General features: G+C 66.8%; 21 protein-coding genes and 1 tRNA gene. 14 read left to right on the forward strand and 8 right to left on the reverse strand.

Annotated features, from left to right (window positions below; translation table 11 throughout):
• Window positions 1-33: 33 nt before the first annotated feature.
• Entirely contained in the window at window positions 34-933 is a 900-nt protein-coding gene (locus tag QF050_RS10385; protein WP_308930357.1) for a WXG100 family type VII secretion target, read from the reverse strand.
• A gap of 153 nt (window positions 934-1,086) precedes the next feature.
• Here QF050_RS10385 and QF050_RS10390 point away from each other — a divergent pair, with 153 nt between their 5' ends.
• The 7 genes from QF050_RS10390 (at window position 1,087) to QF050_RS10420 (ending at window position 12,092) form a co-directional block, all read left to right on the forward strand.
• Window positions 1,087-2,223 carry a GuaB3 family IMP dehydrogenase-related protein gene (locus tag QF050_RS10390; protein ID WP_308930358.1) on the forward strand — a complete coding sequence of 379 codons (1,137 nt, stop codon included), beginning with the start codon at window positions 1,087-1,089 and terminating at the stop codon, window positions 2,221-2,223.
• Between the two features lie 103 nt (window positions 2,224-2,326).
• Window positions 2,327-4,066: a glycerol-3-phosphate dehydrogenase/oxidase gene (locus tag QF050_RS10395; RefSeq protein ID WP_308930359.1), complete on the forward strand. Its 1,740-nt coding sequence runs from the start codon at window positions 2,327-2,329 to the stop codon at window positions 4,064-4,066.
• Window positions 4,067-4,106: 40 nt separating this feature from the next.
• The gene (locus tag QF050_RS10400; protein WP_308930360.1) at window positions 4,107-4,595 is read left to right on the forward strand and encodes a PTS sugar transporter subunit IIA; all 489 of its coding nucleotides are present in this window, start codon (window positions 4,107-4,109) and stop codon (window positions 4,593-4,595) included.
• 76 nt (window positions 4,596-4,671) lie between these two features.
• Complete coding sequence (locus QF050_RS10405) at window positions 4,672-5,535, forward strand: SURF1 family protein (protein ID WP_308930361.1); 864 nt, start codon at window positions 4,672-4,674, stop codon at window positions 5,533-5,535.
• Entirely contained in the window at window positions 5,532-6,041 is a 510-nt protein-coding gene (locus QF050_RS10410) for a DUF3817 domain-containing protein (protein ID WP_308930362.1), read from the forward strand. Before QF050_RS10405 ends, QF050_RS10410 begins: the two co-directional genes overlap by 4 nt.
• An 88-nt stretch (window positions 6,042-6,129) precedes the next feature.
• Window positions 6,130-7,719: a glutamine-hydrolyzing GMP synthase gene (gene guaA / locus QF050_RS10415; protein WP_308930363.1), complete on the forward strand. Its 1,590-nt coding sequence runs from the start codon at window positions 6,130-6,132 to the stop codon at window positions 7,717-7,719.
• A gap of 128 nt (window positions 7,720-7,847) precedes the next feature.
• Window positions 7,848-12,092 carry an AAA family ATPase gene (locus QF050_RS10420; protein ID WP_308930364.1) on the forward strand — a complete coding sequence of 1,415 codons (4,245 nt, stop codon included), beginning with the start codon at window positions 7,848-7,850 and terminating at the stop codon, window positions 12,090-12,092.
• Between the two features lie 144 nt (window positions 12,093-12,236).
• Here QF050_RS10420 and QF050_RS10425 read toward each other — a convergent pair whose 3' ends face one another.
• The 3 genes from QF050_RS10425 to QF050_RS10435 all read right to left on the reverse strand — a co-directional run bounded on the left by QF050_RS10425 (window position 12,237) and on the right by QF050_RS10435 (window position 14,070).
• Window positions 12,237-12,965, reverse strand: a complete 729-nt coding sequence (locus QF050_RS10425) for an RcpC/CpaB family pilus assembly protein (RefSeq protein ID WP_308930365.1) — start codon at window positions 12,963-12,965, stop codon at window positions 12,237-12,239.
• Between the two features lie 111 nt (window positions 12,966-13,076).
• Entirely contained in the window at window positions 13,077-13,337 is a 261-nt protein-coding gene (locus tag QF050_RS10430; RefSeq protein WP_308930366.1) for an FmdB family zinc ribbon protein, read from the reverse strand.
• A 112-nt stretch (window positions 13,338-13,449) separates the two neighbouring features.
• Window positions 13,450-14,070, reverse strand: a complete 621-nt coding sequence (locus QF050_RS10435; RefSeq protein ID WP_374121520.1) for a 5-formyltetrahydrofolate cyclo-ligase — start codon at window positions 14,068-14,070, stop codon at window positions 13,450-13,452.
• 106 nt (window positions 14,071-14,176) lie between these two features.
• Here QF050_RS10435 and galU point away from each other — a divergent pair, with 106 nt between their 5' ends.
• The 5 genes from galU (at window position 14,177) to QF050_RS10460 (ending at window position 17,165) form a co-directional block, all read left to right on the forward strand.
• On the forward strand, window positions 14,177-15,082 hold the full coding sequence (galU, locus tag QF050_RS10440; RefSeq protein ID WP_308930367.1) for a UTP--glucose-1-phosphate uridylyltransferase GalU: 906 nt from the start codon (window positions 14,177-14,179) through the stop codon (window positions 15,080-15,082).
• Window positions 15,083-15,086: 4 nt separating this feature from the next.
• The gene (locus tag QF050_RS10445; RefSeq protein ID WP_308930368.1) at window positions 15,087-15,707 is read left to right on the forward strand and encodes a GNAT family protein; all 621 of its coding nucleotides are present in this window, start codon (window positions 15,087-15,089) and stop codon (window positions 15,705-15,707) included.
• Window positions 15,708-15,812: 105 nt separating this feature from the next.
• Window positions 15,813-16,733: a hypothetical protein gene (locus tag QF050_RS10450; RefSeq protein WP_308932146.1), complete on the forward strand. Its 921-nt coding sequence runs from the start codon at window positions 15,813-15,815 to the stop codon at window positions 16,731-16,733.
• A gap of 123 nt (window positions 16,734-16,856) precedes the next feature.
• Window positions 16,857-16,932: transfer RNA gene (locus tag QF050_RS10455), tRNA-Ala, on the forward strand.
• 80 nt (window positions 16,933-17,012) lie between these two features.
• Window positions 17,013-17,165, forward strand: a complete 153-nt coding sequence (locus tag QF050_RS10460) for a hypothetical protein (RefSeq protein ID WP_308930369.1) — start codon at window positions 17,013-17,015, stop codon at window positions 17,163-17,165.
• Window positions 17,166-17,238: 73 nt separating this feature from the next.
• Here the strand turns inward: QF050_RS10460 and corA are convergent, their stop codons facing one another.
• Entirely contained in the window at window positions 17,239-18,234 is a 996-nt protein-coding gene (corA, locus tag QF050_RS10465) for a magnesium/cobalt transporter CorA (protein WP_308930370.1), read from the reverse strand.
• Entirely contained in the window at window positions 18,235-18,738 is a 504-nt protein-coding gene (locus QF050_RS10470; RefSeq protein ID WP_308930371.1) for an Lrp/AsnC family transcriptional regulator, read from the reverse strand.
• A gap of 160 nt (window positions 18,739-18,898) precedes the next feature.
• Here QF050_RS10470 and QF050_RS10475 point away from each other — a divergent pair, with 160 nt between their 5' ends.
• Complete coding sequence (locus QF050_RS10475; protein WP_308930372.1) at window positions 18,899-20,146, forward strand: MFS transporter; 1,248 nt, start codon at window positions 18,899-18,901, stop codon at window positions 20,144-20,146.
• Between the two features lie 37 nt (window positions 20,147-20,183).
• On the opposite strand, the gene QF050_RS10480 is transcribed toward QF050_RS10475, so the two are convergent.
• Window positions 20,184-20,687, reverse strand: coding sequence for an Lrp/AsnC family transcriptional regulator (locus QF050_RS10480; RefSeq protein ID WP_308930373.1), 504 nt, complete (start codon window positions 20,685-20,687; stop codon window positions 20,184-20,186).
• A gap of 141 nt (window positions 20,688-20,828) precedes the next feature.
• Window positions 20,829-22,067, reverse strand: coding sequence for an MFS transporter (locus tag QF050_RS10485; RefSeq protein ID WP_308930374.1), 1,239 nt, complete (start codon window positions 22,065-22,067; stop codon window positions 20,829-20,831).
• 163 nt (window positions 22,068-22,230) lie between these two features.
• Between QF050_RS10485 and QF050_RS10490 the strand changes: the two genes are divergently transcribed.
• A complete protein-coding gene (locus tag QF050_RS10490; protein WP_308932147.1) occupies window positions 22,231-23,205 on the forward strand; it encodes a LysR family transcriptional regulator in 975 nt (324 codons plus the stop codon).
• The last annotated feature ends 90 nt before the right edge of the window (window positions 23,206-23,295 follow it).

The raw sequence follows: 23,295 nt of genomic DNA on the forward strand, positions 1-23,295 counted from the left end.
GGTCTCGGGTCTTAGTCTAGGGAAGCGGGGCGGTCAGGTGAGCCATCCCCATACCTTCTTGGCACCGTCGGCCACGGCATCGACCGTTTTTTTGGCGCCATCTGCCACCGCATCGACCGTCTTTTTGGTGGCATCTGCCACCATCTCGGAGGCCGACCCGTAGCCGAGATTCGATGCAAGCAGGCCCATCCCGCCCCAGGCAATGCCTGCAACAGCGAAAAATGGGCCGGCCCCGGGAACAAAGCTGCCGGCGGCAAGGACCGTGGAGATGCCGCCGTCAATCGCCATTCCCGTATTGCCGGTGTCCATGCCATGGGCCACTTGAAACGCGCCCGTGATGATTCCCAGGCCGCCGGACAGTCGCCCCAACATCGACGTGCCGTTGAGGAGCTGGGTTCCGCGTACGTAGCCAACCCCCGGAACCTGGGCGTATTGTGCGCTGAGCCAGGGCCAGTTGGTCAGCTTCGTCAGGAGCCCACCCTTGGCCATTGTCGCCAGAAGGTCATCCGTATATAGCCCGGCCGCGGTCACCGCCGTGTTGGCGCCCCACCACCCAGGGCTTCCGGCAACTGCGAGAACGGCGTCCAGCGGTCCGGCCGGATTAGCGCCCGGTGCCCCGGGCGCTGGAGGCCCCACCGGCCCCCCGGAAGGGCCGCTGGCCGCACCTGTACTTGCCTGTTCCTGCTCGTCAGCCTGCGTAAGGAGCGTCTTTGAGGCATCAAGCAGGGACTCCGAAGTCCGCTTCATCATGGGCCGCCAGGTGTCACTCCATTCGCGCCGGAAGCGGCTGCCGTCGATGCCCTTCCACTCGACGCTCGATACCAGGCTGGTGATCTGGCGTTCCGTCTCGAGCAGGCGGGCGCCGGAACGGTCCATGGTTTTGGACAACGACCGCAACTGCTCAATGTCAGCGCCGTAAAGGCCAGGGGCCATGGTTGGTTCTCCTCGGAAGGTGGTCACGGGAGCATTCACCGAATCCCCCTGCTCAAGGCTACGTGGTTGTCCGGCTGGTCCTCCATGGGCAGGACTGCCCATCTGGACGCAGCCCAGAGCGGGCCACCGGAGCTGCTGGGATAACCTAGAGCAGTGACTTATGAGATCGAGATCGGCCGTGGCAAGCGTGGGCGTCGTGCCTACTCCCTGGATGACATTGCAATCGTCCCCAACCGTCGCACCCGCGACCCCAAGGACGTCTCCGTCTCCTGGCAGATCGACGCGTACCAGTTCGACATGCCGGTGATCGCGGCCCCGATGGACTCGGCCATGTCCCCGCAGACGGCCATCGCTCTCGGCCGCCTGGGCGGCCTGGGCGTGCTCGACCTGGAAGGCCTGTGGACCCGGTACGAGGACCCGCAGTCCGTGCTGGATGAGATCGCGGCCCTGCAGGACGAGGTCAACAGCCCCGCCGTGACGGGCCGGATGCAGGAGCTGTACCTGGCACCCATCCAGCCGGAACTCATCACGTCCCGACTGGCCGAAATCCGCGAGGCCGGCGTCACCGTGGCCGGATCGCTCACGCCGCAGCGCACCCAGGAGCACTACAAGACGGTCGTGGCCGCCGGCGTCGACATCTTCGTCATCCGCGGCACCACCGTGTCTGCCGAGCACGTCTCCAAGAACCACGAACCGCTGAACCTCAAGCAGTTCATCTACGAACTCGACGTCCCTGTCATCGTGGGCGGCGCGGCCGGCTACACCCCGGCGCTGCACCTGATGCGGACCGGCGCGGCCGGTGTGCTGGTGGGCTTCGGCGGCGGCGCAACCACCACCACGCGGCGCGCGCTGGGCATCCACTCGCCCATGGCGTCGGCCATTTCCGACGTCGCAGCCGCCCGCCGGGATTACATGGACGAGTCCGGTGGCCGATACGTGCACGTGATTGCCGACGGCGGCATGGGCACCTCGGGTGACATCGTCAAGGCCATTGCGATGGGCGCGGACGCCGTCATGCTGGGCAGTGCGCTGGCCCGGGCAGAGGAAGCGCCGGGCAAAGGATGGCACTGGGGCCAGGAAGCGCACCACACCGAGCTCCCGCGCGGCGACCGCGCCAACGTCGGCACCGTGGGCCCGCTCGAGGAAGTCCTCTTCGGCCCGGGCCACCACACGAACGGTACGTCCAACCTCATTGGTGCGCTGCGCCGCTCCATGGCAACCACCGGCTACTCGGACCTGAAGGAGTTCCAGCGGGTCGACGTCGTCGTTTCCCCCTACGCCGGGAACTGACCCGTTTGCGCTTTGGGCAGGGGCCACGGCCGCCCTGCCCAAAGCGCGCCGCCAGCAAGTAGTGTGGGTTTACTACCGGCACTAGCGGCACTGGAGGCGTTCAATGAAGAGTGTTCCTGCAAACGGCGGAGTTCTCGGCCCGGAAGCCAGGGACGCATCCATAGAGCGGTTGCGCGCCACGGCGGAACCCGGCCAGGAGCTGGACATCCTGATCGTCGGCGGCGGCATCGTTGGCGCGGGGGCAGCACTGGATGCCGTGACCCGTGGGCTGAGTGTTGGCATCGTCGAGGCAAGCGACTGGGCCGCCGGGACGTCCTCGCGGTCTTCGAAACTCATTCACGGTGGCCTCCGCTACCTGGAAATGCTGGACTTCGCTCTGGTCAAAGAGGCCCTTCAGGAACGCGGCCTCCTGCTCTCGGAACTTGCCCCGCACCTGGCCCGGCCGGTGCCATTCCTGTATCCGCTGACCAAGCCTTTCATCGAGCGGCCCTACGTGGGCGCCGGCATTGCGCTGTACGACGTCATGTCGATCTCCAGCGGACACAGCCGCGGCGTGCCGTTCCACAAACACCTGAGCAGGCGCGGAACCCTCCGTGCCGCGCCCAGCCTGAAGGACGACGCCTTCGTCGGGTCCATCCGGTACTACGACGGCCAGGTGGATGACGCAAAGTACGTGGCGAACCTCGTCCGCACCGCCGCCTACTACGGCGCCCACGCAGTGAACCAAATGGCCGTAGTGGACTTCCTGCGCGAAGGGGAGCGGGTGGTAGGCGCCAAAGTGGCCAACCGCGAGGACGGGACAACGTTCAAGGTCCGCGCCAGGCAGGTCATCAATGCCACCGGCGTATGGACGGATGAAACCCAAGCCATGGTCACCGACCGGGGCCAGTTGAAAGTCCGCGCCTCCAAGGGCATCCACCTGGTGGTTCCCCGCGACCGGTTCCAGTCAACCGTGGGGCTGATCCTCCGCACGGAGAAGTCCGTGCTGTTCGTGATTCCCTGGGGGCGGCACTGGATCATCGGCACTACCGATACCGACTGGCACCTGGACAAAGCCCACCCGGCCGCCTCCAGCAAGGACATCGACTACATCCTCGAACACGTCAACACGGTCCTGAAACGGCCATTGACCAGGGAGGACGTCGAAGGGGTCTACGCCGGGCTCCGGCCGCTGCTCGCCGGCGAAAACGACTCCACGGCCAAACTCTCCCGCGAACACGTGGTGGCACACCCGGTCCCCGGCCTCGTGGTCGTGGCCGGCGGAAAGTGGACCACCTACCGGGTCATGGCCAAGGACGCCGTCGACGAGGCCACCCGCACCATGGACGAACGCGTTCCGCCCAGCTGCACCGAAACCATCCCGCTCCTCGGCGCCAGCGGCTTCCGGGCTGCCTGGAACCGGAGGAACCGTACCGCCGAGGAATCGGGCGTGCACGTGGCCCGGATAGAGCACCTGCTCAACCGGTACGGCTCCATGACGCCCGAGGTCCTGGCGATCATCGAACAGGACAAGGACCTGGCCGAGCCCATCCCCGGGGCCGATGATTACCTGCAGGCGGAAGCCGTTTACGCTGCCACCCATGAGGGTGCCCGCCATGTGCAGGACGTCCTGACCCGCCGCACACGGATTTCCATCGAGGCGTGGGACCGGGGCGTGTCCGCCGCCCCCGTTGTCGCTAAACTGATGGGTGACGTTCTTGGCTGGAGTGACGCGCAGCGCGAAAACGAAGTCCGCCACTATATTGCCCGGGTGGAGGCCGAGCGCCTCAGCCAGCAACAGCCGGACGACGAATCCGCGGACGCCGCCCGCCTGGGCGTGGAAGACATCGTGCCCTTGCGCTGAGGGGCCGTTCGCCCCGCACTGCCGACTGAAGGGATACGCCTTGGCGGAACCACTTGACCCGTATGACGCCGAACTCACCACCCCCGAGATGGTGATCCTGGAGCTGGAGGCGAAAGACAAAACCGACGCCACCAACCAGCTGGCAGAACGGCTCTACGCCGCCGGGCGGATTTCGGACCTGGGCGGGTTCCTCAAGAACGTCAACGCCCGGGAGCACCAGCTGGCAACCGGCCTCCCCGGCGGAGTTGGGCTGCCGCACGCGCGCAGCGAGTTCGTTTCCCGTACGTCGATCGCCGTCGGGATCACCAAGTACGGCCACGCCCTGGACTTCGGTGCCGCGGACGGCCCGGCCACCGTAATCCTGCTGATCGCCACCCCCGCCAGCTCGTTCTCGGACCACCTGGAAGTCCTGGCCACCCTGGCCCGGTCGCTGTCCAAGGAATCCTTCCGCGAATCCCTGCGGCGGGCCTACGACGCCGAAGTGATCGCCGAGCTCATCAATTCCAGCCTGGTGTTCTTCGACCACTAAGCCGGCCCGGTCCGCGCAGCGACCCGGACGCCCCGGCGTTTAGTTGTTCTACAGAAGTACGAAGTACGGTTAAGACGTGTGGAAAACAGCCCTTAAGCCCCGATGGATCGCAGGCTTCATCTTCGCGATCGCACTTTCCGGGGTCTTCGTGCTGCTCAGCCAGTGGCAATTCGGCCGTTCCACGCAGTCCGAAGCGCCGGTCAACCCCACCACTGAACAGGTCCAGCCGCTGACCAGCACCCTCCAGCCCGGTGAGTTCTTTCACGGCAGCGTTTCAGACCAGATGGTCACCGCCCAAGGAACGTACAGCCCTGACAAACAGGTGCTGGTCCCCGGGAGGCTCCATGAAGGAAAAACCGGCTACTGGGTTGTTTCCGCCTTTGCCGTCAACGGCGCCCCAACCTTGACGGGCGCGGCTGCGTCCCCGCAAACCTGGATCCCGGTGGCACGCGGCTGGGTGGCCGACCCCGCCGACGCGTCAGCCCCGCCGTCGGGCGTTGTTGAACTGACCGGGCGCCTGATTCCCTCTGAAGCACCTGTTCCCGGCAAGGCTCCCAAGCCGGGTGAGGCCTCGGCAGTGTCTGTTGCCGAGCTCATCAATTACTGGGGTGTCAGCAGCTACCCGGGCTTCGTCTCGGCCACGGCCGAGGTGGTGGGTGGCAAGGATGTCAGTGCTGCGTCAGTGCCTGGCAGCCTGCTTCCGCTGAACATCGGCCCGCAGCCACCGTCGCAGCAGATCAACTGGCTCAACCTCTTCTACTCCATCGAGTGGGTGGTTTTTGCCGGCTTCGCCCTCTTCATCTGGTGGCGGCTGGTCAAGGACGACTACCACCGGGACCTTGAAGAGGCCCTCGACGAAGCCGGGGATTCCGATGCCCCCGCACAGCACCAGAACGAACAGCAGCAACCTGAACCGCACCAGCAGAAGGTACAGCCATGATTGATCCGAAACCGGCCACCCCCTCGTCGCAGGCCACCGGCGGCAAGACGTCCGGCAAGAAGCGCCGCTTCGGCGGCACTGAAGCGCAGATCCGGTCGGCCCTGAAGTTCTACAAGGTCATGGCCTACCTCACCGGCACCATGCTGCTCCTGCTGTGCGCGGAACTGGTGGCCCGGTACGGCTTCGGACAGTACCTGTTCGCCGGCGGCACCAGCGCCCTCACCGGCCAGCCCTTTGGCTTCGGATTCGCCGACGCCGAACCGCAGGCCGTGCTGAACGGCGTCAACGTCTCCGTCATAGTCCTGATCGTCCACGGCTGGATGTACGTGGTGTACCTGATCTCCAACTTCCGGCTCTGGTCCCTCATGCGCTGGCCGTTCCTGAAGCTGGTCCTGCTGGCCCTCGGCGGCGTGGTGCCGTTCCTGTCCTTCATCGTCGAGAAAAAGTTCCACGCCGAGGTGGAGGCTGAGCTCGCCGCCAACCCGCAGGCGCCGCAGCGTTACTGAGCAGTTCCGCCCTGCCGCGGACGTCTGATCCGTCACAGGGCGGCTTCTCAAGGTGCGTCGGTGCAACGGCGCAAAGTAGGCTAGTACGGTGACTACTCCCACTGCATCCCAGACTTCCCAGAAGCCGGTGCTGGTTGTTGATTACGGTGCCCAGTACGCGCAGCTGATTGCCCGCCGCGTCCGGGAAGCGAATGTGTATTCGGAAGTGGTTCCGCATACCTACACCACCGAGCAGCTACTGGCCAAGAACCCCGCCGCCATCATCCTGTCCGGTGGCCCCTCCAGCGTCTATGCCGACGGCGCCCCGAGCGTAGGTGCCGACCTCTTCGAAGCCGGCGTCCCCGTCTTTGGCATCTGCTACGGCTTCCAGGCCATGGCCAACGCCCTGGGCGGCAAGGTGGATAAGACCGGGCTGCGGGAGTACGGCTCAACCGAAACCACCATCCTGGGCGACGGGCGTTCGGTCCTCGAAGGGATGCCGCAGCACCAAAAGACCTGGATGAGCCACGGCGACTCCGTCCATGAAGCGCCTGAAGGCTTCGATGTCCTGGCCACCACCGCAGGCGCCGAAGTCGCGGCCTTCGCCAATGAGGAAAAGTGCCTGTACGGCGTGCAGTGGCACCCGGAAGTCAAGCACTCCGCCTATGGCCAGCAGGTCCTGGAGAACTTCCTCTTCAAGGGCGCCAAGCTGGAACCCAACTGGACCACCGGCAATATCCTCGAAGAGCAGGTGGAGCGCATCCGCCAGCAGGTGGGGGACGCGCGGGTCATCTGCGGCCTCTCCGGCGGTGTCGACTCGGCCGTGGCCGCTGCCCTGGTGCAGCGTGCAGTGGGCGACCAGCTCACCTGTGTCTTCGTTGACCACGGCCTGTTGCGCGAAGGCGAAGCAGAGCAGGTGGAGCGCGACTTCGTCGCCGCCACCGGCGTGAAGCTGTACGTCGCCAACGAGCAGGAACGCTTCCTTTCGGCGCTGGCGGGCGTGAGCGATCCCGAAACCAAGCGAAAGATCATCGGCCGCGAATTCATTCGCGCCTTCGAGGAAGCGGAACTGGCCATCATCGCCGACGCTGCTGCACACGGGGAGAAGATCAAATTCCTGGTCCAGGGCACGCTGTACCCGGATGTCGTCGAATCCGGCGGCGGCGAAGGTGCTGCCAACATCAAGAGCCACCACAACGTGGGCGGCCTCCCGGAGGACCTGCAGTTCGAACTCGTTGAACCGCTGCGCGCCCTGTTCAAGGACGAGGTCCGTGCCGTGGGTGCACAGCTCGGCCTGCCGCAGGAGATCGTCGGCCGCCAACCGTTCCCGGGCCCCGGCCTGGGTATCCGGATCGTCGGCGACATTACCAAGGAACGGCTGGACCTGCTGCGCAAGGCGGACGCCATTGCGCGTGCCGAACTGACCGCCGCCGGCCTGGACAACGAGGTCTGGCAGATGCCCGTCGTGCTGCTCGCCGACGTCCGCAGCGTCGGCGTCATGGGCGACGGCCGCACCTACGGCCACCCGATCGTGCTCCGTCCCGTGTCCTCCGAGGACGCCATGACGGCCGACTGGTCGCGCCTGCCCTATGATCTCCTGGCCCGGATCTCCAACCGGATCACCAACGAGGTGGACGGCGTCAACCGGGTGGTGCTGGACGTCACCAGCAAGCCGCCGGGAACCATCGAATGGGAATAGCCCCTTGAGTGGCCGGCCTCCGCCAGCGGAGGCCGGCCACTGTTTTTCCCGGGAGAATCCCCGCAATTTCCTGTGCTCCAGTGTTGCGGTCGCCAAAGTCCGGCACCGGAGCGGCTACTCTCGAATCTATGCCGGTATGGTCCAAGGCGTCACGTGCAAACGCAGAAAAGAAGGCAGAAGTGTCAGTTGGTCAAGGCCACCCGGAAGGCTCGGAAGAGCTTCGCAAATGGCTGTCCGGGCTTAAACCCGTCACCGGCGCGGACACGATGCTGCGCTTCACCAAGACCCCCGAAGGCTCCATCGACCTCACATCCGCGCACCCTTCCGGGCTCGCCCAGCTCATGGCAGGGCGCCGCACACGCCTGTCAACGCTGATCCGGGACCGCCAGCAGTACGTGGTGGCGGCCAGGGCGTCGCGCAACATCCGGTCAAAGATCTTCGAGCTCTCCAACGACCGCGGCATCGACGCCGGATACCTGTCGGCCGGCACCGTGGTGTGGACGTCCGCCGTCGGGGGTAAGCCCCAGCGCGTGTCCGCCCCCGTCATGCTGACTGCCATCTCCCTCACGGTCCGTCCGGGGGAGGACGACTTCGAACTGCAGCTCACCGAACAGGCGCACATCAACCCCGCCCTGGTGCGGCACCTGAAGAACATCCACGGGATCGTCTTCGACGTCAACGCCGTGACTCGCCTCGCTTACAGCACCGCCCGGTTCGACCCCCAGCCCGTCCTGGACCGGCTGGCAAGCCTGATCCGGCCCATCCACGGTGCGGAAACCCAGCACAACCTGCTCGTTTCCACCTTCGCCGATCTCTCCGGCAACCTGGACGATCCCTGGATCAACGACTCCCATCCCATCGTGTCTGCTCTGGCTACCGCCGCCGGAGGCGAAGTGGTGGATGTCGAAGACCCGGACCCCTCCCGTTTCCCGCACCTGGACAACAGGCACCCCCAAGACGAGTTGCTGCTCCTGGACGCGGACACGGACCAGCAGTATGTAATAGATGCTGCCCGGGCCGGCGACTCGCTGGTGGTCAGTACCCCGCCGGGCACCGGACAGACCCAGACCGCCATCAATACCATCGGTGCCCTGGTGGATGCCGGAAAGACGGTGCTGGTGGTGGGCGACCGCCGTGCCAGCCTGAACGAGGTGTCCGGCCAGCTGGAATCCCTCGGGCTGGAATCCATCCTTTTCCAGCTCTCCGGGAACGTCACCGCCCAGCAGCTGAAGGGCCAACTGGTGCGGGCAATCGTCCGCAACGAAAAGTCCCTGGAACCCCAGCTTGGCAACCTCCACACCACCCTGACCGAGCACCGGCATGCCCTCATGGACCATGTGGCCTCGCTCCATAACGTCCGCGACCGGTGGGGCTGCTCGCCCTACCAGGCAATGCAGTCACTTGCCGAGCTCACCTCAATCCACCCGGCACCGGCCACCACCGTCCGGCTGAAGCGAAGCGTCCTGGACAGCATCCGGGACCGTGATGAACTGGCCGGCAGGCTGCGCCGGGCTGCCGAACTGGGCAGCTTCAGCAAGGCTGCCACCACCAGTCCCTGGCACGGCGCACGGCTGCTGACCCGTAAGGAAACCGAGGAAGCCCAGGACCTGGTCCGCTCCGTGGCCGAGAGCCTCCCGGTCCTGCGCGGCCGCATGGACGCCGTTGCCGAGCACGCCGAAATCCGGCTGGGGGAGTCCTTTGCCGAGTGGGGCGAGCAGCTGGAGCTGCTGGTTGCCGTCCGCGGCAGCCTGGACAAATTCACGCCGGACATCTTTGACCGGCCCGTGACGGACCTGATTTCCGCTACCGCACCGTCAGCCTGGCGCCGTGAGCGCGGCATCGAGATGACTTCCATGCAGCGCTCCAGGTTGCGCCGGGTGGCCAAGGAATACGTGCGCCCAGGCGTGCACATCGCAGACCTGCACACATCCTTGGTACTGGTCCAGGAGCAGCGTGCCCTCTGGGCCGGTTACGCCACCACCCAGCGCCACCCGGCGGTGCCGTCCGGGCTGGCCGAAATGAACGCCATGTACCGGTCGCTGGACGGGGAGCTGGCGCAGCTGGGCCAGGCGCTCCGCCACACGGAAGCCGGCGGATCCCTCGCCGCTGCGCCCTATGCGCAGTTGATGGAACGGCTGGAACGCCTGGTGGCGGATACCGGCACCCTCAAGACGCTGCCCGAGCGCACCCTCCTGATCGAAAACATGCGCGAGCACGGTCTCGGTGAACTCCTCGCGGACCTTGCGGAGCGGGAAGTCCCGGAACGGTCCGTTGCCGCCGAGCTGGAACTGGCCTGGTGGCAGTCCGCGCTCGAGGCAATGATCAGCGGTGATGACTACCTGGCCATGTCCGACGGCGACGCCCTCCGCCAGCTTGAGGCCGAGTACCGGTTGGCAGACAACGCCCACATCGCCAGCGGCGGCGCGCGCCTGCGCTGGGACCTGGCGGAACGCTGGCGTGGGGCCATCGCCGAACAGCCGCGCCAGGCCGGGCTCCTGCGCAGCCTGCTCAAGGACGGCCGGGTGTCGCTGCCGGCCCTGACCGCCCAGGCCCCCGACCTGATCGGGACGCTGGTTCCGGTGTGGTCTGTCAGCCCTTACCTGATGACCGGGCTGCTGCCGGCCGAACAGCACTTCGACGCCGTCGTGATCTTGGATGCCGAGGCCACCTCGTTGCAGGCCGTCCTGCCGTCGATTGCCCGAGCACGCCAGGTGATTGCCTTTGGCGACCCGCGCATCGCATCGCCGCGGACCTTCACCGTGGGCGTGGAACGACTCGCCGCGGGCGAGACTGCCCACCACCGGGTGGAAAGCGCCTTCACCGCGCTCTCCGCGGTGCTTCCCGTCTGGCGGCTCAACGTGGTGTACCGCGCGGTGGACGAGGACCTCGTCCTGCAGCTGAGCAAGAACTTTTACGACGGCGGCCTGCGCCGGCTGCCCGAAGGCCAGTCGGCCACGGGCCTGGACCGGTCGCTGCTGGTGGAGTACCTGCCTGACGGTACCGGCCTGCCCAGTGCCGATCACGAGGGCGTGGAGTCCGTGGTGGCTGAGGTCAACCGGGTGGTCGAGCTCGTGTTCGAGCATGCCCGCCTGCGTCCGCGCACCTCGCTTGCCGTGGTCACCGCCAGCCTCCGGCACGCCGCCAGGATTGGCGAGTCCATCCGCCTTCAGCTGTCCAACCAGCCCGGCATGGCCGGCTTCTTCGGTGCCGGTCCGGAGTCCTTCAGGGTTGTGGACCTGGAACGAGCCCAGGGCCTGGTCCGCGACCACGTTATTTTCTCGCCCGGGTTCGGCAGGACTCCCCATGGCCGCGCGCTCCACAACTTTGGGCCCCTCTCGGCAGAGGGTGGCCGGGAGAAGTTTGCCCTGGCCATGACCCGGGCGCGGCGTTCCATGCATGTGCTCACCTGCTTCCGGCCCGAAGACCTGGACCACACCCGGCTCACGCACGGGGCTGTGGACCTGTACACGCTGCTGAACCGCGAAATTTCCGGTAACACCGACCTCGGCACTCCCGCGTCCCGGGCCGCCGCCAGCGAACAGGCACTCGGCGCGGATCCCCTGGTAGCCGACTTGGGTGACAGGTTGCGTGCGCGCGGTGCCCGGGTGTGGCACCAGTACGACGGCGCCATCGACGTTGTAGCCGCGGCTGACCCGCTGAACACCATGGGCAAGGACGAAGCCGACCTGCCACGCCCGGTGGCCATCGAATCGGACGGCACCGGGCAGTACCGCACCATGAGCGTACGGGAACGCAGCAGATTGCGCCCGCAACTGCTGGAACGCCTGGGATGGCGTTATATGCCGTTGTGGACCATCGAGGTGTTCACCGATCCGTCGTCCTGCGCCGACCGCATCGCCGGGTACCTCGGCCTGGAGAACCTGGCACTGCCGGGCAGGCCCGCACCGTCGGGCGGATTCCTTGACGACGACGTTGACCAGGCGCTCAATGGTATTGATGCAGCACCGGCCACCGGGGTTGTGTACCTTCCCCGGCACGGCAGTGGCGGGAACCGGAACGACGCCGGTGAACCCTCCGCGGGGGTCCGGCCAAGCCAGGGCCGGCGCGCCGGTGGCCTGGACACCAAGGAGGCGGGTGGCATGGCCGCGGAAGACAGTGTTACCGACGAACAGGGGCCCGCGGAAGATCGGGCCGGGGAAGATATGCGCGAGAACGAGAACACGGAACCAGCAGCTGGCGGAGTAACCCCGGCGGGCACGCCGCAGCCGGCTCCACCGGCAGCGCGGGCCACCGGTGGTCCCGAAGAAGTCCTGCCCAGCAAGGCCGCGGAAGACGACGCCCGCAGCTGGGGCGACCGGGAGGACGACCACGACGCCTGGTTGAAGGAACAGAAGCCGCCGCACTGGGGCTGACCAACAGACCCGGGCCCCGGGCAGCCAGAGGGTCGCCGGGAAATCTTTGCTGTGGCATCCGGCATTCGGTGCCGAACATCTGGGTAACCCGTGCCGCAAGGCCGCGGGTGGAGCAGTCAGCGGTGGGTCCCGGGTGCCGTGGTGTCACGGCGGACCGACCAGGACGAAGAAGAGCCTGCCCTGGGTCGATGCTCCGGCCAGCCGGGATGATTGTTCCGCGTTGGCGGCCACCACGATCAGCCCGTCGGTCTCCGTTGTGCCCAGCCACTGACCGCTTTGGCCGCCCTTGTGCGAGGTCCACAGCACGGGGACCGCAGACGCGAGCACCTCGGAGGGGCCTTGCTGGTCAAAGCCGTTGGCCGAGGTGAGCACCACGTTGACCAACTGGCCCGGTGAGACCAGCTGGATGGAGGACGGGTCCGCCATGCGGAGCGGAACCGCGGCCGAGCCGGGAGGCGTCCCCGTGAGGAGGCCCGGGCCCAAAAGTTGCGCGTCAGTGAGGAGCTGGCCTTTTCGCAGCGGTGCTGCGAGCTGCTTGCCGGCGGCTGCGGCGGTGTCCTGGAGGAAACCCTCGGCCACCATTCCGGGCGGCACGTGGACGCTGGCCAGGTCCGATTCCGTCACCGCGGTTCCGGCGGGCAGATCCCGTGCAGCGGCCAGCGCTGTCACGGTTGAGAGCGGAGCGGGAGTGAGCTGATTGACCGTGATGGCCGCCGCTGCACACAGCAGCAGGGCAGCGGCGAGGCGGCGGTGGCGGCTCAGCAAAACGGCAACCCGAACCGGGACGGGGCGGTTCGCCTTGGCAGAACGGCCGGTGTTACGGGAGCTCTGGGTCCGGAGGCCATCGTGGCCGCGGCGTGGATATAGAGGCATGCGCCCACGCTAGTGGTGGCCGAGGCGGCGAGGGGGTGGGCGCGGCTGCTATGTGGACAAAGGCGGCCGGCGTCATAAGGCGCCGGCCGTCGTCGTTATCAGTGCTTGGGGCTAGTTGGCCGCAGCTGCCGCGGCGGGCGCTGCAGCAGGCGCCGGCGCCGCAGCCGGGGCGGGGGAGACAGAGCTGCCCTTGGAATCGCGGGAGTCGGTGCGGTAAAAACCGGAACCCTTGAAAACCACACCCACACTGTTGAACTTCTTGCGCAACGTGCCCTCGCATTCGGGGCAGGATGTCAGGCTGCTGTCCGAAAACGACTGGACGATGTCGAAGGCGTGGCCGCAATCCTTGCAGGCGTAAGCATATGTTGGCACTGGTGCTCCTCCTCTTGGGCAAACGAGAGGTCCCGTGCTGCCACCTGGTAATCCATTAGCAGTCGCAGGGCCTGAGTGCTAATTCTATCACTGCGTCCGGTGGGGACCGGGCTCAGGCGCCACCCGTCAGGCGCCGGTATCCGGACGGCATCAGGACACCGGGAACCGGACGGTCGAATTCCTCGGCAGGAATCCGGCCTGCGGGCAGCAGTTCATCGTCGTAGATAACAGCGGCAAGCGGGATTTCCTTCCCGGCGGTGGCGAGGTGCCCCAGGAAGGTGTCGTAGTAGCCGCCGCCCTGGCCGATCCTGTTGCCCGACAGGTCCACGGCAGTGGCCGGAATGATGAGTGCGGCTGCACCGCCGGCCACCTCGGGCCCGTGGCGGCGTCCGGCGGGTTCCAGGATGGGCGCATACCTGCTGCGCTCGAAGCTGGTGTTCGGGGTCCAGAACACCCAGCTCAGCTCACGGCCGGGCTCGCACACCGGCAGCAGGACATCGTAGCCGCTGCCATGCAGGGCGCTGACCAGCGGCATGGTGGGGGGTTCTTTACCCACTCCCAGGTAGACGCATACGGGGCCCGGGCGTCCGGTGGTGACGGATCCTGCCCAGGTTTCCCCGTGGCGGGCCAGGGCCGAACCGGCGGCCTCCAGGGCCGCCGGCGTCCGTGCCGCGCGCCGGCGCCGATGGGCTGCCCGGATTTCGTCCTTGACGGGATTCGTCTCCTGCAGCATGGTGTCCTTCCTCGCTGTCCGGCGTTCCCTGGCGTCACGGGACTGATAACCGGGTTGCTGTGCCGGTGGTTACTGAAATGCTTGACGCTGACGTTAGATTAGTCCGGTGACTACCAGTAACCCCAGAGTCCGCAAAGCCGTCATCCCAGCAGCGGGCCTGGGCACCAGGTTCTTGCCGGCAACCAAGGCAATGCCCAAGGAAATGCTCCCCGTCGTGGACAAACCTGCCATCCAGTATGTGGTGGAGGAAGCCGTCCACGTGGGCCTCAACGACATTCTGATGATTACGGGCCGTAACAAACGTGCACTGGAAGACCACTTCGACCGCGTGCCCTCCCTCGAGTCAACGCTCGCCGACAAGGGCGATATGGAGAAGCTCGCCTCCATCCAGGCCGCCAGCCGGTTGGGAGACATCCACTACGTCCGGCAAGGCGACCCCCACGGCCTTGGCCATGCCGTACTTCGGGCAAAGCAGCACGTTGGCGACGAAGCCTTCGCTGTCCTGCTGGGCGATGACCTCATTGATGCCCGCGACGAACTGCTCAGTACGATGATGGACGTGCAGGCGAAAACCGGTGGCTCCGTCGTCGCCCTCATTGAAGTGGAGCCCGCACAAATCAGTGCTTACGGCTGCGCCGACGTCGAGGAACTGGACGGGGAGGACTACGTCCGCGTCAACCGGCTCGTGGAGAAGCCCTTACCGGAGGAAGCGCCGTCCAACCTGGCACTGATCGGCCGCTACGTCCTGCACCCCGCCGTGTTTGATGTCCTCGAGCACACCGCACCCGGCCGCGGCGGCGAGATCCAGCTGACCGATGCCCTGCAGGAACTCGCGTCCGGAGACGGCGAGGGCCACGGGGTCTACGGCGTGGTGTTCCGCGGCCGCCGCTATGACACCGGCGACAAGCTCAGCTACCTGAAGGCCTGCGTCCAGCTGGCCGTCGACAGCGATGACCTGGGCCCCGGCCTGCGGGAATGGCTGCCGGGTTTCACCGCCGGCCTTTCCAGCTAGCGCCGTGCGTACCGGTCCCATCTGGCCGGTCACCCTCGAATGCGGTGACCTTGTCCTGCGGCCCATCCGCTACCGCGACAAAAGGGAATGGACCGAGGTTCGGTCCAGGAACAGCGAGTGGCTGGCGCCTTGGGAGGCCTCCAACCCGGAACCGGGAGGCGGGCTGCCCGACTACCGGCACATGGTGCGTTCACTCAACGCGCAGGCGGCCCAAGCCTCTGCGCTTCCCTTCGTCATCACGGAGCGGACACCGGGACTTCGGAATCCGGCCATCGTGGGCCAGTTGACGGTGTCTTCGATTGTCTGGGGTTCGGCCATGATGGCCACCCTGGGGTACTGGGTGGACCGGGACAGGGCCGGCCGGGGGATTGCGCCCACCTCCGTGGCCCTGGTGACGGACCACTGCTTCCGGACACTTGGGCTGCACCGGATGGAGATCAACATCCGGCCGGAGAACGGACCCAGCTTGCGGGTGGTGGAGAAGCTGAAATTCCGGGATGAAGGATACCGGCCCCGTTTCCTGCACATTAACGGCCGGTGGGCGGATCACCGCTCGTTTGCCCTGACCTCGGAAGAAGTCCCGGACGGCCTGCTGGCCCCGTGGCTGGCGTCCCGCCCGTCATAAATCCATCGGTTTGTGGGCAGGGGCACGACACACCGACGCTAATGCGGCCTGAGCAGGCATGATGCTCATACGGTTTTGAGTGTGGACTTCCCCCTTAGCAGCTCAGTGATCCTCGTGGTTGCCGTCGCGCTTTGGATCGTTTGGGTAGCCCCGTACGTCCTCCGGAACCGCAGGGGCCAGGTCCAGGCCGCCGGCGACTTCCTGGCGGACGTCCCCGCCGATGAAAGGCCGGACCAGCACGCCGGCAAGGTCTTGAACGTCGCCGCCCAGCAGGAGAAAGCCATGGAACCCAGCAAGAGTGCCGCAGCCGCTGCCGGCGCTGCCAGCACCCCGCCCCCGGCCCGGTTCCGCATCCGGTACGGCCGGACCGCCTTGGCCCTTGTGGGTGTGCTGTGCCTGGTGACCGCCTTCATCTCGGGTGTGCTCCTTCCCTTCGAAGTGGGATCGCCCGTGCTTCCACTCACTGCCTTTGCGCTGGCCTTCGGATCGGTGGCCGTGCTCCGGTGGCTCGCGGTCCGAGACCGCAAAGCGAAGGTTAACGCAGCCTTCCGCTCCGCCATGAGTGCGCCTGCCCGGCGACAGGAGCCGGACCAGGTCATTCCGCCCAAACCCGACGCCGCTCCCGTCCGGCCGGACAGCCCCCTGTTCGACGCAGAAGCCGGTGAGGCCAAGGCCAAGCCGCTCACTGCCATGGAACTGCGTGAGGCGGCCCTCGCCGTCGCTGTAGCCGCCGGTGACACCAGTGCAGCTGCAGCCGGTGCTGGCGCTCCCACAGGCACTCCGTGGGAGCCCGTAGAAGTTCCCAAGCCAACGTATGTGGAGGCAGCCAAGGCCGAGCGTCCGGCGCCATTGCCGCTTGAGCTCCCGGACGCTCCCAAGGCGGTCGGCAAGCCGTTGCTGAAGCAGGGGGCTGCCGGCGCCGAAGCCCAGGAGGCTGCGGCCCAGCCGGCGGGTACCCCGCAGCTGACCAAGGCGCAGAGCGCCTTGAGCAACCTCGACGACGTCCTCCAGCGCCGACGCGCGTAGGCGCCCGGAAGGGTCCTGCGCGTGTCTGCGAGCGCCAATTTGGTGTTGGACGCTGATTATTTGTAGCCTAGGGTCACCGGTTCCGCACCGGCTTGCAGTACCTGGCAGGGTGCGGAGAATCCCGGGGCTATAGCTCAGTTGGTAGAGCGCTTCGTTCGCATCGAAGAGGTCAGGAGTTCGAATCTCCTTAGCTCCACCAAAGAGTTTCCATCCATCTTGATGGGCGAAACGCAGTCGAATGCCCGCGCCATTGCAGCCAGGCAGGCCTAGAGTGGCCCCATGGGAATAATCATTGGACTTCTTGTCGTTTGGCTCATTCTGTCCATCGTCGGCTTCGTCGTGAAGGGCCTCTTGTGGCTCGCCATCATCGGCCTGGTCCTGTTCGTCGCAACGGGTGTCTGGGGTTGGCTTAAGCGCCGGACCAACGCCTGACCCCGGCCGGCTGTAACGCATTTCCCGCCCAGGGCACCACCTCTTACGAAGGGTGATGCCCTGGGCGCCTGCTTTAAATCCAGCCCTTCTTCTTGAAGATGCCGTACATGAGGGCCGCAGTGGCCACCATCAGGCCAAGTGCCATGGGATAGCCCAGGGGCCAGTGCAACTCGGGCATGTTGTCAAAGTTCATCCCGTAGATCCCGGCAACGAACGATGGTGCGAACAGGATGGCCGCCCAGGACGAGATCTTCTTCACCTGCTCGTTCTGCTCGGCGCTGGCTTCGTTCTGCCGGTTTGCCGTCAGTGTTCCGTCCAGGGTCAGGGCGTTCTGCAACAGATCGCGGAAGGAGTCTGCCCGGGAGATCACCCGTTCAACGTGGTCTTCAACGTCCCGCAGGCTGTGCCGCAGATCGGTTTCCACCCCGTACTTCTCGAAACCCCGCTTCAGCTGGTCCATCATCTCCGGCAGCGGATGGATGGCACGCTGGAACTGGATGACTTCCCGGGCCAGTTCGTAAATCCGGCGTGACACTGAGGAGTCACCGCTGAACAGCTGGTCCTCGATCTCGTCGATGTCGTTCTCAAGTCCGGCCACCACGGGCGCGTAGTCGTCCACTACCCGGTCCAGCAGGGCGTACAGCACCGCTTCGGGCCCGTGCTGGAGAAGGTCGGGCCGCGCCTCCAGGCGCTGCCGCACCCGGGCCACCCCGGCCGTTTCGGCATGGCGGACCGTTACCACGAAGTTCTTGCCGGTGAAGACATGGAGCTCACCGAACTCCACGGTTTCGTCGGCGTCCACGTACCGGGCAGGGCGCAGGACGGTAAACAGGTTGTCGTCGTACCGCTCCAGCTTGGGCCGCTGATGGGCTGAGACGGCATCCTCGACCGCCAGGCCATGCAGCCCGAACTCCGCCGCCACAGCCGTCATTTCCTCCGCCGTGGGCCGGTAGAGCCCGATCCACGCCATGCCCCCGTGCCGGGCGAGGGTTTCAAAGGTCTGCTCCAGGCTTTCGGGCTCCGCGTGGCGGACGCCGTTGACATAGACGGCGTTATCGATGATGGTCATTCAGGAAATCCTAGCCGTCGCAGATGCGGCATTGCTCAGGCCGCTGATAAGGGGCTCGGTCCGGTACGGGATATGGGTGTGCAGGGCCAGTACCGTCTCGGTCCGGATAACGCCCTTGATCCTCAGGACCTGACGCAGGGACGCCTGGAGATTGTGCGTATCCGTGGCCACCACCCGGCACCAGACGTCTCCGCGGCCGGAGATCTCGTGGACCTCCAGGACCTGCGGGATAAGCCGGAGCGCGGCCACCACCCCGTCCAGTTCACGGTGGGAGACTTCGATGGTCACGAAGGCCACCACGTCATAGCCCACCGCATCAAGGTCAACCTCGCGGCCTCCCGGACGCAGGACGCCCGCGCGCAGCAAACGGCGCACCCGGGACTGGGCAGTATTGCGCGCGATGCCCAAGGACTCACTGAGCTCGCCGATTTGTATCCGCGGATCCCTGATGAGGGCCAGGAGGATCTTCAGGTCCGTAGCGTCCCACTTGTTCAAGATCGTCACTCTCCACCACATCCTGGTCCAGTAATTGATGATTATGCTCAATTATTCACCAAATAACAGTGTGATCACGCAATCGTGACCCACTCTTGAAGCATCAGAGTTGTATCCGCGCCGGCCTCCCACAAGGACTGTCCGCCGCGGCGATCCCTAAGGCGGCACGATGACGGTCTTCAGTGAACTGCGCATGCGCCCGGCAGCGGCCACGCACGCCGGGTGGAATGCCTCCACCACGGTCCGGCTGGTTATTTCGGGCGCGGTCATTTTCATGCTCCTCGCGGGCGCCAACCTGGCCACGCCGCTGTACCCCCTCCTGCAGTCCAGCCTTGGACTCTCGAGCCTGGATGTAACTGCAGCGTTCGCCAGCTACGTCCTCGCGCTGGTGGGAACATTGCTGCTGGCAGGCCACTGGTCGGATCATATTGGACGGCGGGCAGCCCTCCTGGTGGCTGTACTGACGGGTCTGGCCGGTGGCTGGATCTTCGCGGAAGCGCACACGCTGGCCGCGCTCTGTGCGGGCCGGGCTCTGCAGGGAAGTGCTGTGGCACTTGCCACCGGAGCCAGTACCGCCGCCCTGCGGGAGCTGCTCCCGTCCCGGCCTGAGTGGGCATCCCGCTTCACGCTCCTGGCGTCCTCCGGGGGCGTCGCCGCAGGCCCGGTCATCGGCGGCCTGCTGTCGCTGCTTCCCGGCGCCACCACGGCCCCGTACGTCGTCCACTCCGTGCTGCTTGCCGGGCTCCTCGTTCCGCTGTACCTGATCCGCGCACGCCCCGCCATCGTGGCCCCGGCCTCGACCCGGCCGCTCCACGCCCTGGCCCCCCGGCGCCCTTCCGTTTCACGCCAGGCGCGCGGAGCCTTCTGGCTGGCCTCCGGCGTCGGCTTCCTCAGCTTCGCCGTGTTCGGCTTCAGCCTCTCGCTGGCTCCGGGCTACTTCGCCCAGGTCCTTGCCACGGATTCCCGGCCGCTGATCGGCATCCTGGCTGGGCTGCCGCTGGGGGCGTCGGCCATGAGCCAACTGGTCACGGTGCGCAGCCGGTTCACGGTACCGGCAGGCCTTGCCGTCCTTGGCGTCTCTGTGGTGATGCTGGGAGCCGCCGGTGCGTGGCACAGCCCGGTGCTGCTGGTGGCCGCGGCCGTCGCCGCCGGATTGGGCCAGGGACTGGCGTTCCGGACCGTGTTCAACGACGTCGCGGACAGGGTGGAGCCGGCCCGGCATGCCCAGATCATCAGCACCGTCTACGTCATCACCTATTTGGGGAGTGCGGTTCCGGTCCTTGGCCTGGGGTGGGCCAGCGCAGCGGTTGGAATGGCCGCTGCGGTGCAGGGCTTCGTGCTGTTGTGCGGCGCGGCCGCGCTGGTCCTGTCCGCCACGACGTTCGTCCGGTCGGCAAAGCAGCGGGCCGCCGGCTGACAGCATCGCAGGGCAACCCTGTTTCCGGCCGGTGGTGCTACTCCGGAAGCGGGCCGTGGTTGCCCTGGATGTGCTCGAAGACCAGCGTCGTTTCGGTATGGCCCACGACGGGGTCGGTAGCCAGGTTGTCCAGCACCCAGTCCCGCAGGTCTTCGGTGCTTCCGACGGCGATGTGCAGCAGGTAGTCCACCGAACCGGACGTGTGGAAGGTGGAGAGGACAGCCGGCAGGTGGGGTACGCGGGCCGTAAAGCGGTCGATCTGGTCGCGGTCATGGGCCCGGAGTCGCACGGCCACCAGCGCCTGCACGGACCTGCCGATCGCCGAGAGGCTCAACTTTGCCTCGTAGCCCTGCACAATGCCGCGCTCGGACAAGGCACGGGTGCGCATCAGGGCTGTCGACGGCGCAATTCCCACCATCTCGGCGAGTTGCTTGTTGGAGATCCGGGCATCGGCCACGAGGGCTGCCAGGAGCCTCTCGTCAATGGCATCCAAGGGTTCCAGGTGCGCGCCGGGCCTGAAGTTCCTGCCATTCGTGCTCACTGCGTTTCCTTCCAAAGGGTCCTCTGTTCATCCTAGACCGCAGAAACGCCGCCATCCGCCTGGCAGGAGTACGCCCCACCGAACATTCAAGCTTCCCGGCAGCCCGTGTAAAGGCGTTAATTCGAGTACGGAGCGGGGTTGTCAGGCTGCTGCCGGGTCCGTTCCAGGATGGACGACGGCGACACTTGCGGCCGTAAGGCAGGCCAGGACAATGACGGCTCCCGCCAGGGCATTCCAGCCCCACGCCTGGAAGACCAGGCCGCCGGCCCAGCCCAGCAGGCTGGAGCCAAGGTAGTACGCGAGGTTGTACAGCGACGCCGCCTGGGCCCGGCCGGTGCTGGCTATGGCGCCCGTCCAGCCGGAACCGATGCTGTGGGCCGCGAAGAAGCCGCCGGTAAACACCACCAGGCCGGCCAGGATCAGCACCAGGTTCGAGGTCAGGGTCAGGGCGAGTCCAGCCATGGCGAGGGCGAGCCCGGCCAACAGGACGTTGCGACGCCCGAACCGGGTGGTCATGATGGCGGCCCAGCGGGAAGAGAACGTCCCGGACAGGTATGCCAGGAAGATCAGGCTGATAACGGTCGCCGGGAGTCCGAACGGTGCGCCCGACAACCGGAAACCCAGGTAGTTGTAGACGGCCACGAAACCGCCCATCATCAGGAACGCCTGGGCATAAATGGCCAGCAGCCGGACATTGCGCAGGTGTCCGCCGAGGGTCCGCAGGGCCCCGCGCAGTCCCGACACCTGGGCCGGGACGAAGCCCTGCGCCTTGGGCACGAGGACCAGGAACGCGACGGCGGCGGCTGTGGCGAGCAGGGATACCGCCAGGGCAGCGGCCCGCCATCCCCAGAGCTCGCCGGCCGGGCCTGCCACGAGCCGCCCGGACAGGCCGCCCAGCGTGGTGCCGGCTACATAGCTTCCTGCTGCCAGCGCCGCGTGGGCTTTGCTGACCTCCTCGTTGAGGTAGGCGATGGCGATCGCGGGAATGCCGCCCAGGGCCATCCCCTCGAGCAGGCGCAGGACCAGCAGCATGGCGAACCCGGACGACAGCGGAACCAGGAGCCCCAGGACGGTGGCCGCGGAAATGCCCCACATCATGGCTTTGACCCGGCCGATCCTGTCGGCCAGGAAAGACCAGGGAATGACGGTGGCGGCCAGTCCAACGGTGGCCAACGAGATGGTGAGGGCGGCTTCGGGGGCTGTGACGTGCAGATCGGCCGCCAGGAGAGGCAGGACGGCCTGCGTCGAGTAGAGCTGCGCAAACGTGGCCACCCCGGCGCAGGACAGCCCGGCGAGGATCCGCCCGTAGGCCCTGGATCCCTTGGCATGGCCGGTCCAGCGTGGGGGAGCGGCAGTGCCGCCGCGCTGATTCTGGGGCATCCTGCCAGCGTAGCCCCGGAACAACTGATGCATCCAATGCATACTTTGTGGCAAACTCATAGCAGAAACGGATCATGGTGAACACGCGTGGCGCCGACTGGTGCAGCAGAGCTCCGCCTTCGCCGGCGGAGCTGCCCGAATGGCAAAGCAAGGAAGGGTGGCATTGGAACCGGACCGCAAACAACTCGCGCAGCTCCTTCCGCTCCTTCCGGTGCTGGCCGAGCTGGGCCGGACCGAGCACGTCACGGAAACCGCGGAGCTCCTGGGCGTGCCCCAATCGACGGTGAGCCGGGCGCTGGCCCGGGCGAGCGCCGCCGTCGGCACCGAGCTCCTGGTCCGGGACGGCCGCGGGGTCCGCCTGACCCCTGCCGCCCGCACGCTGCTGCCCTACATCGAGCAGGCGCTCGCGGAGTTCCAGGCCGGACTGGACCTGGTCCGCAATGAGTCGGAGGTGGTGCGCGGCACGGTGTCCGTGTCCTTCCAGCACACGTTCGGCGAGGCCACCTTGCCGCTGCTGATCAGCGCTTTCCGCGCCCGGCATCCCGGTACCGGGTTCCGGCTCAGCCAAGGCGCCCGGGATACCTGCCTGGAGGAGCTGTCAGCCGGGGAAGCCGATCTGGCCCTTACAGCGCCCGTTGCGGCCCCCGGACGCAACCTCGATTCGGCGCCGCTGTACCGTGAGCCGCTCCGGCTGGTGGTACATCATGCCCACCCGCTGGCGCGGCAGCGGATGGCCCGGCTGGCCGACATCCGGACCGAGCCATTCGTGGCACTCGGCCCAGGCTATGGACTGCGCTCCCTGACCGATGCCCTGTTCCGGGAAGCAGGGTTCCGGCCCCGCATCGCCTTCGTAAGCCAGGACTCCCACACGGTCCGCGGGCTCATCTCGGCGGGCCTCGGCGTCGGCATCCTGCCGCCGGCCGCTGACGCACCGGGCCGTACCCGGCGCCCCAAAACAGGAAACCTGGGCTGGGCGGAAGTGCCGCTGGATTCCCTCTTGGCCTTCCGCGAGGTCGGCGTCAGCTGGCGGCGCCGGAAAACCGGCGCCGAGGCCGAGCCGGCAAGACTGTTCCGCGAACTGGTGGTGGCCGAAGGGCCGGGCCTGGTGGCCGGCCTCACCACACGGGCAGGCCGCTGACGGCTGCCAAGGCGCCCGCGGCGGCCCGTGCGGCGCTCCAGCGGTCCACGAATGGCGACGACGTCCCACCCGGCCCGGGGCAAGTACCCT

Source organism: Arthrobacter sp. SLBN-112, from assembly GCF_030944625.1.
Taxonomy (GTDB): Bacteria; Actinomycetota; Actinomycetes; order Actinomycetales; family Micrococcaceae; genus Arthrobacter.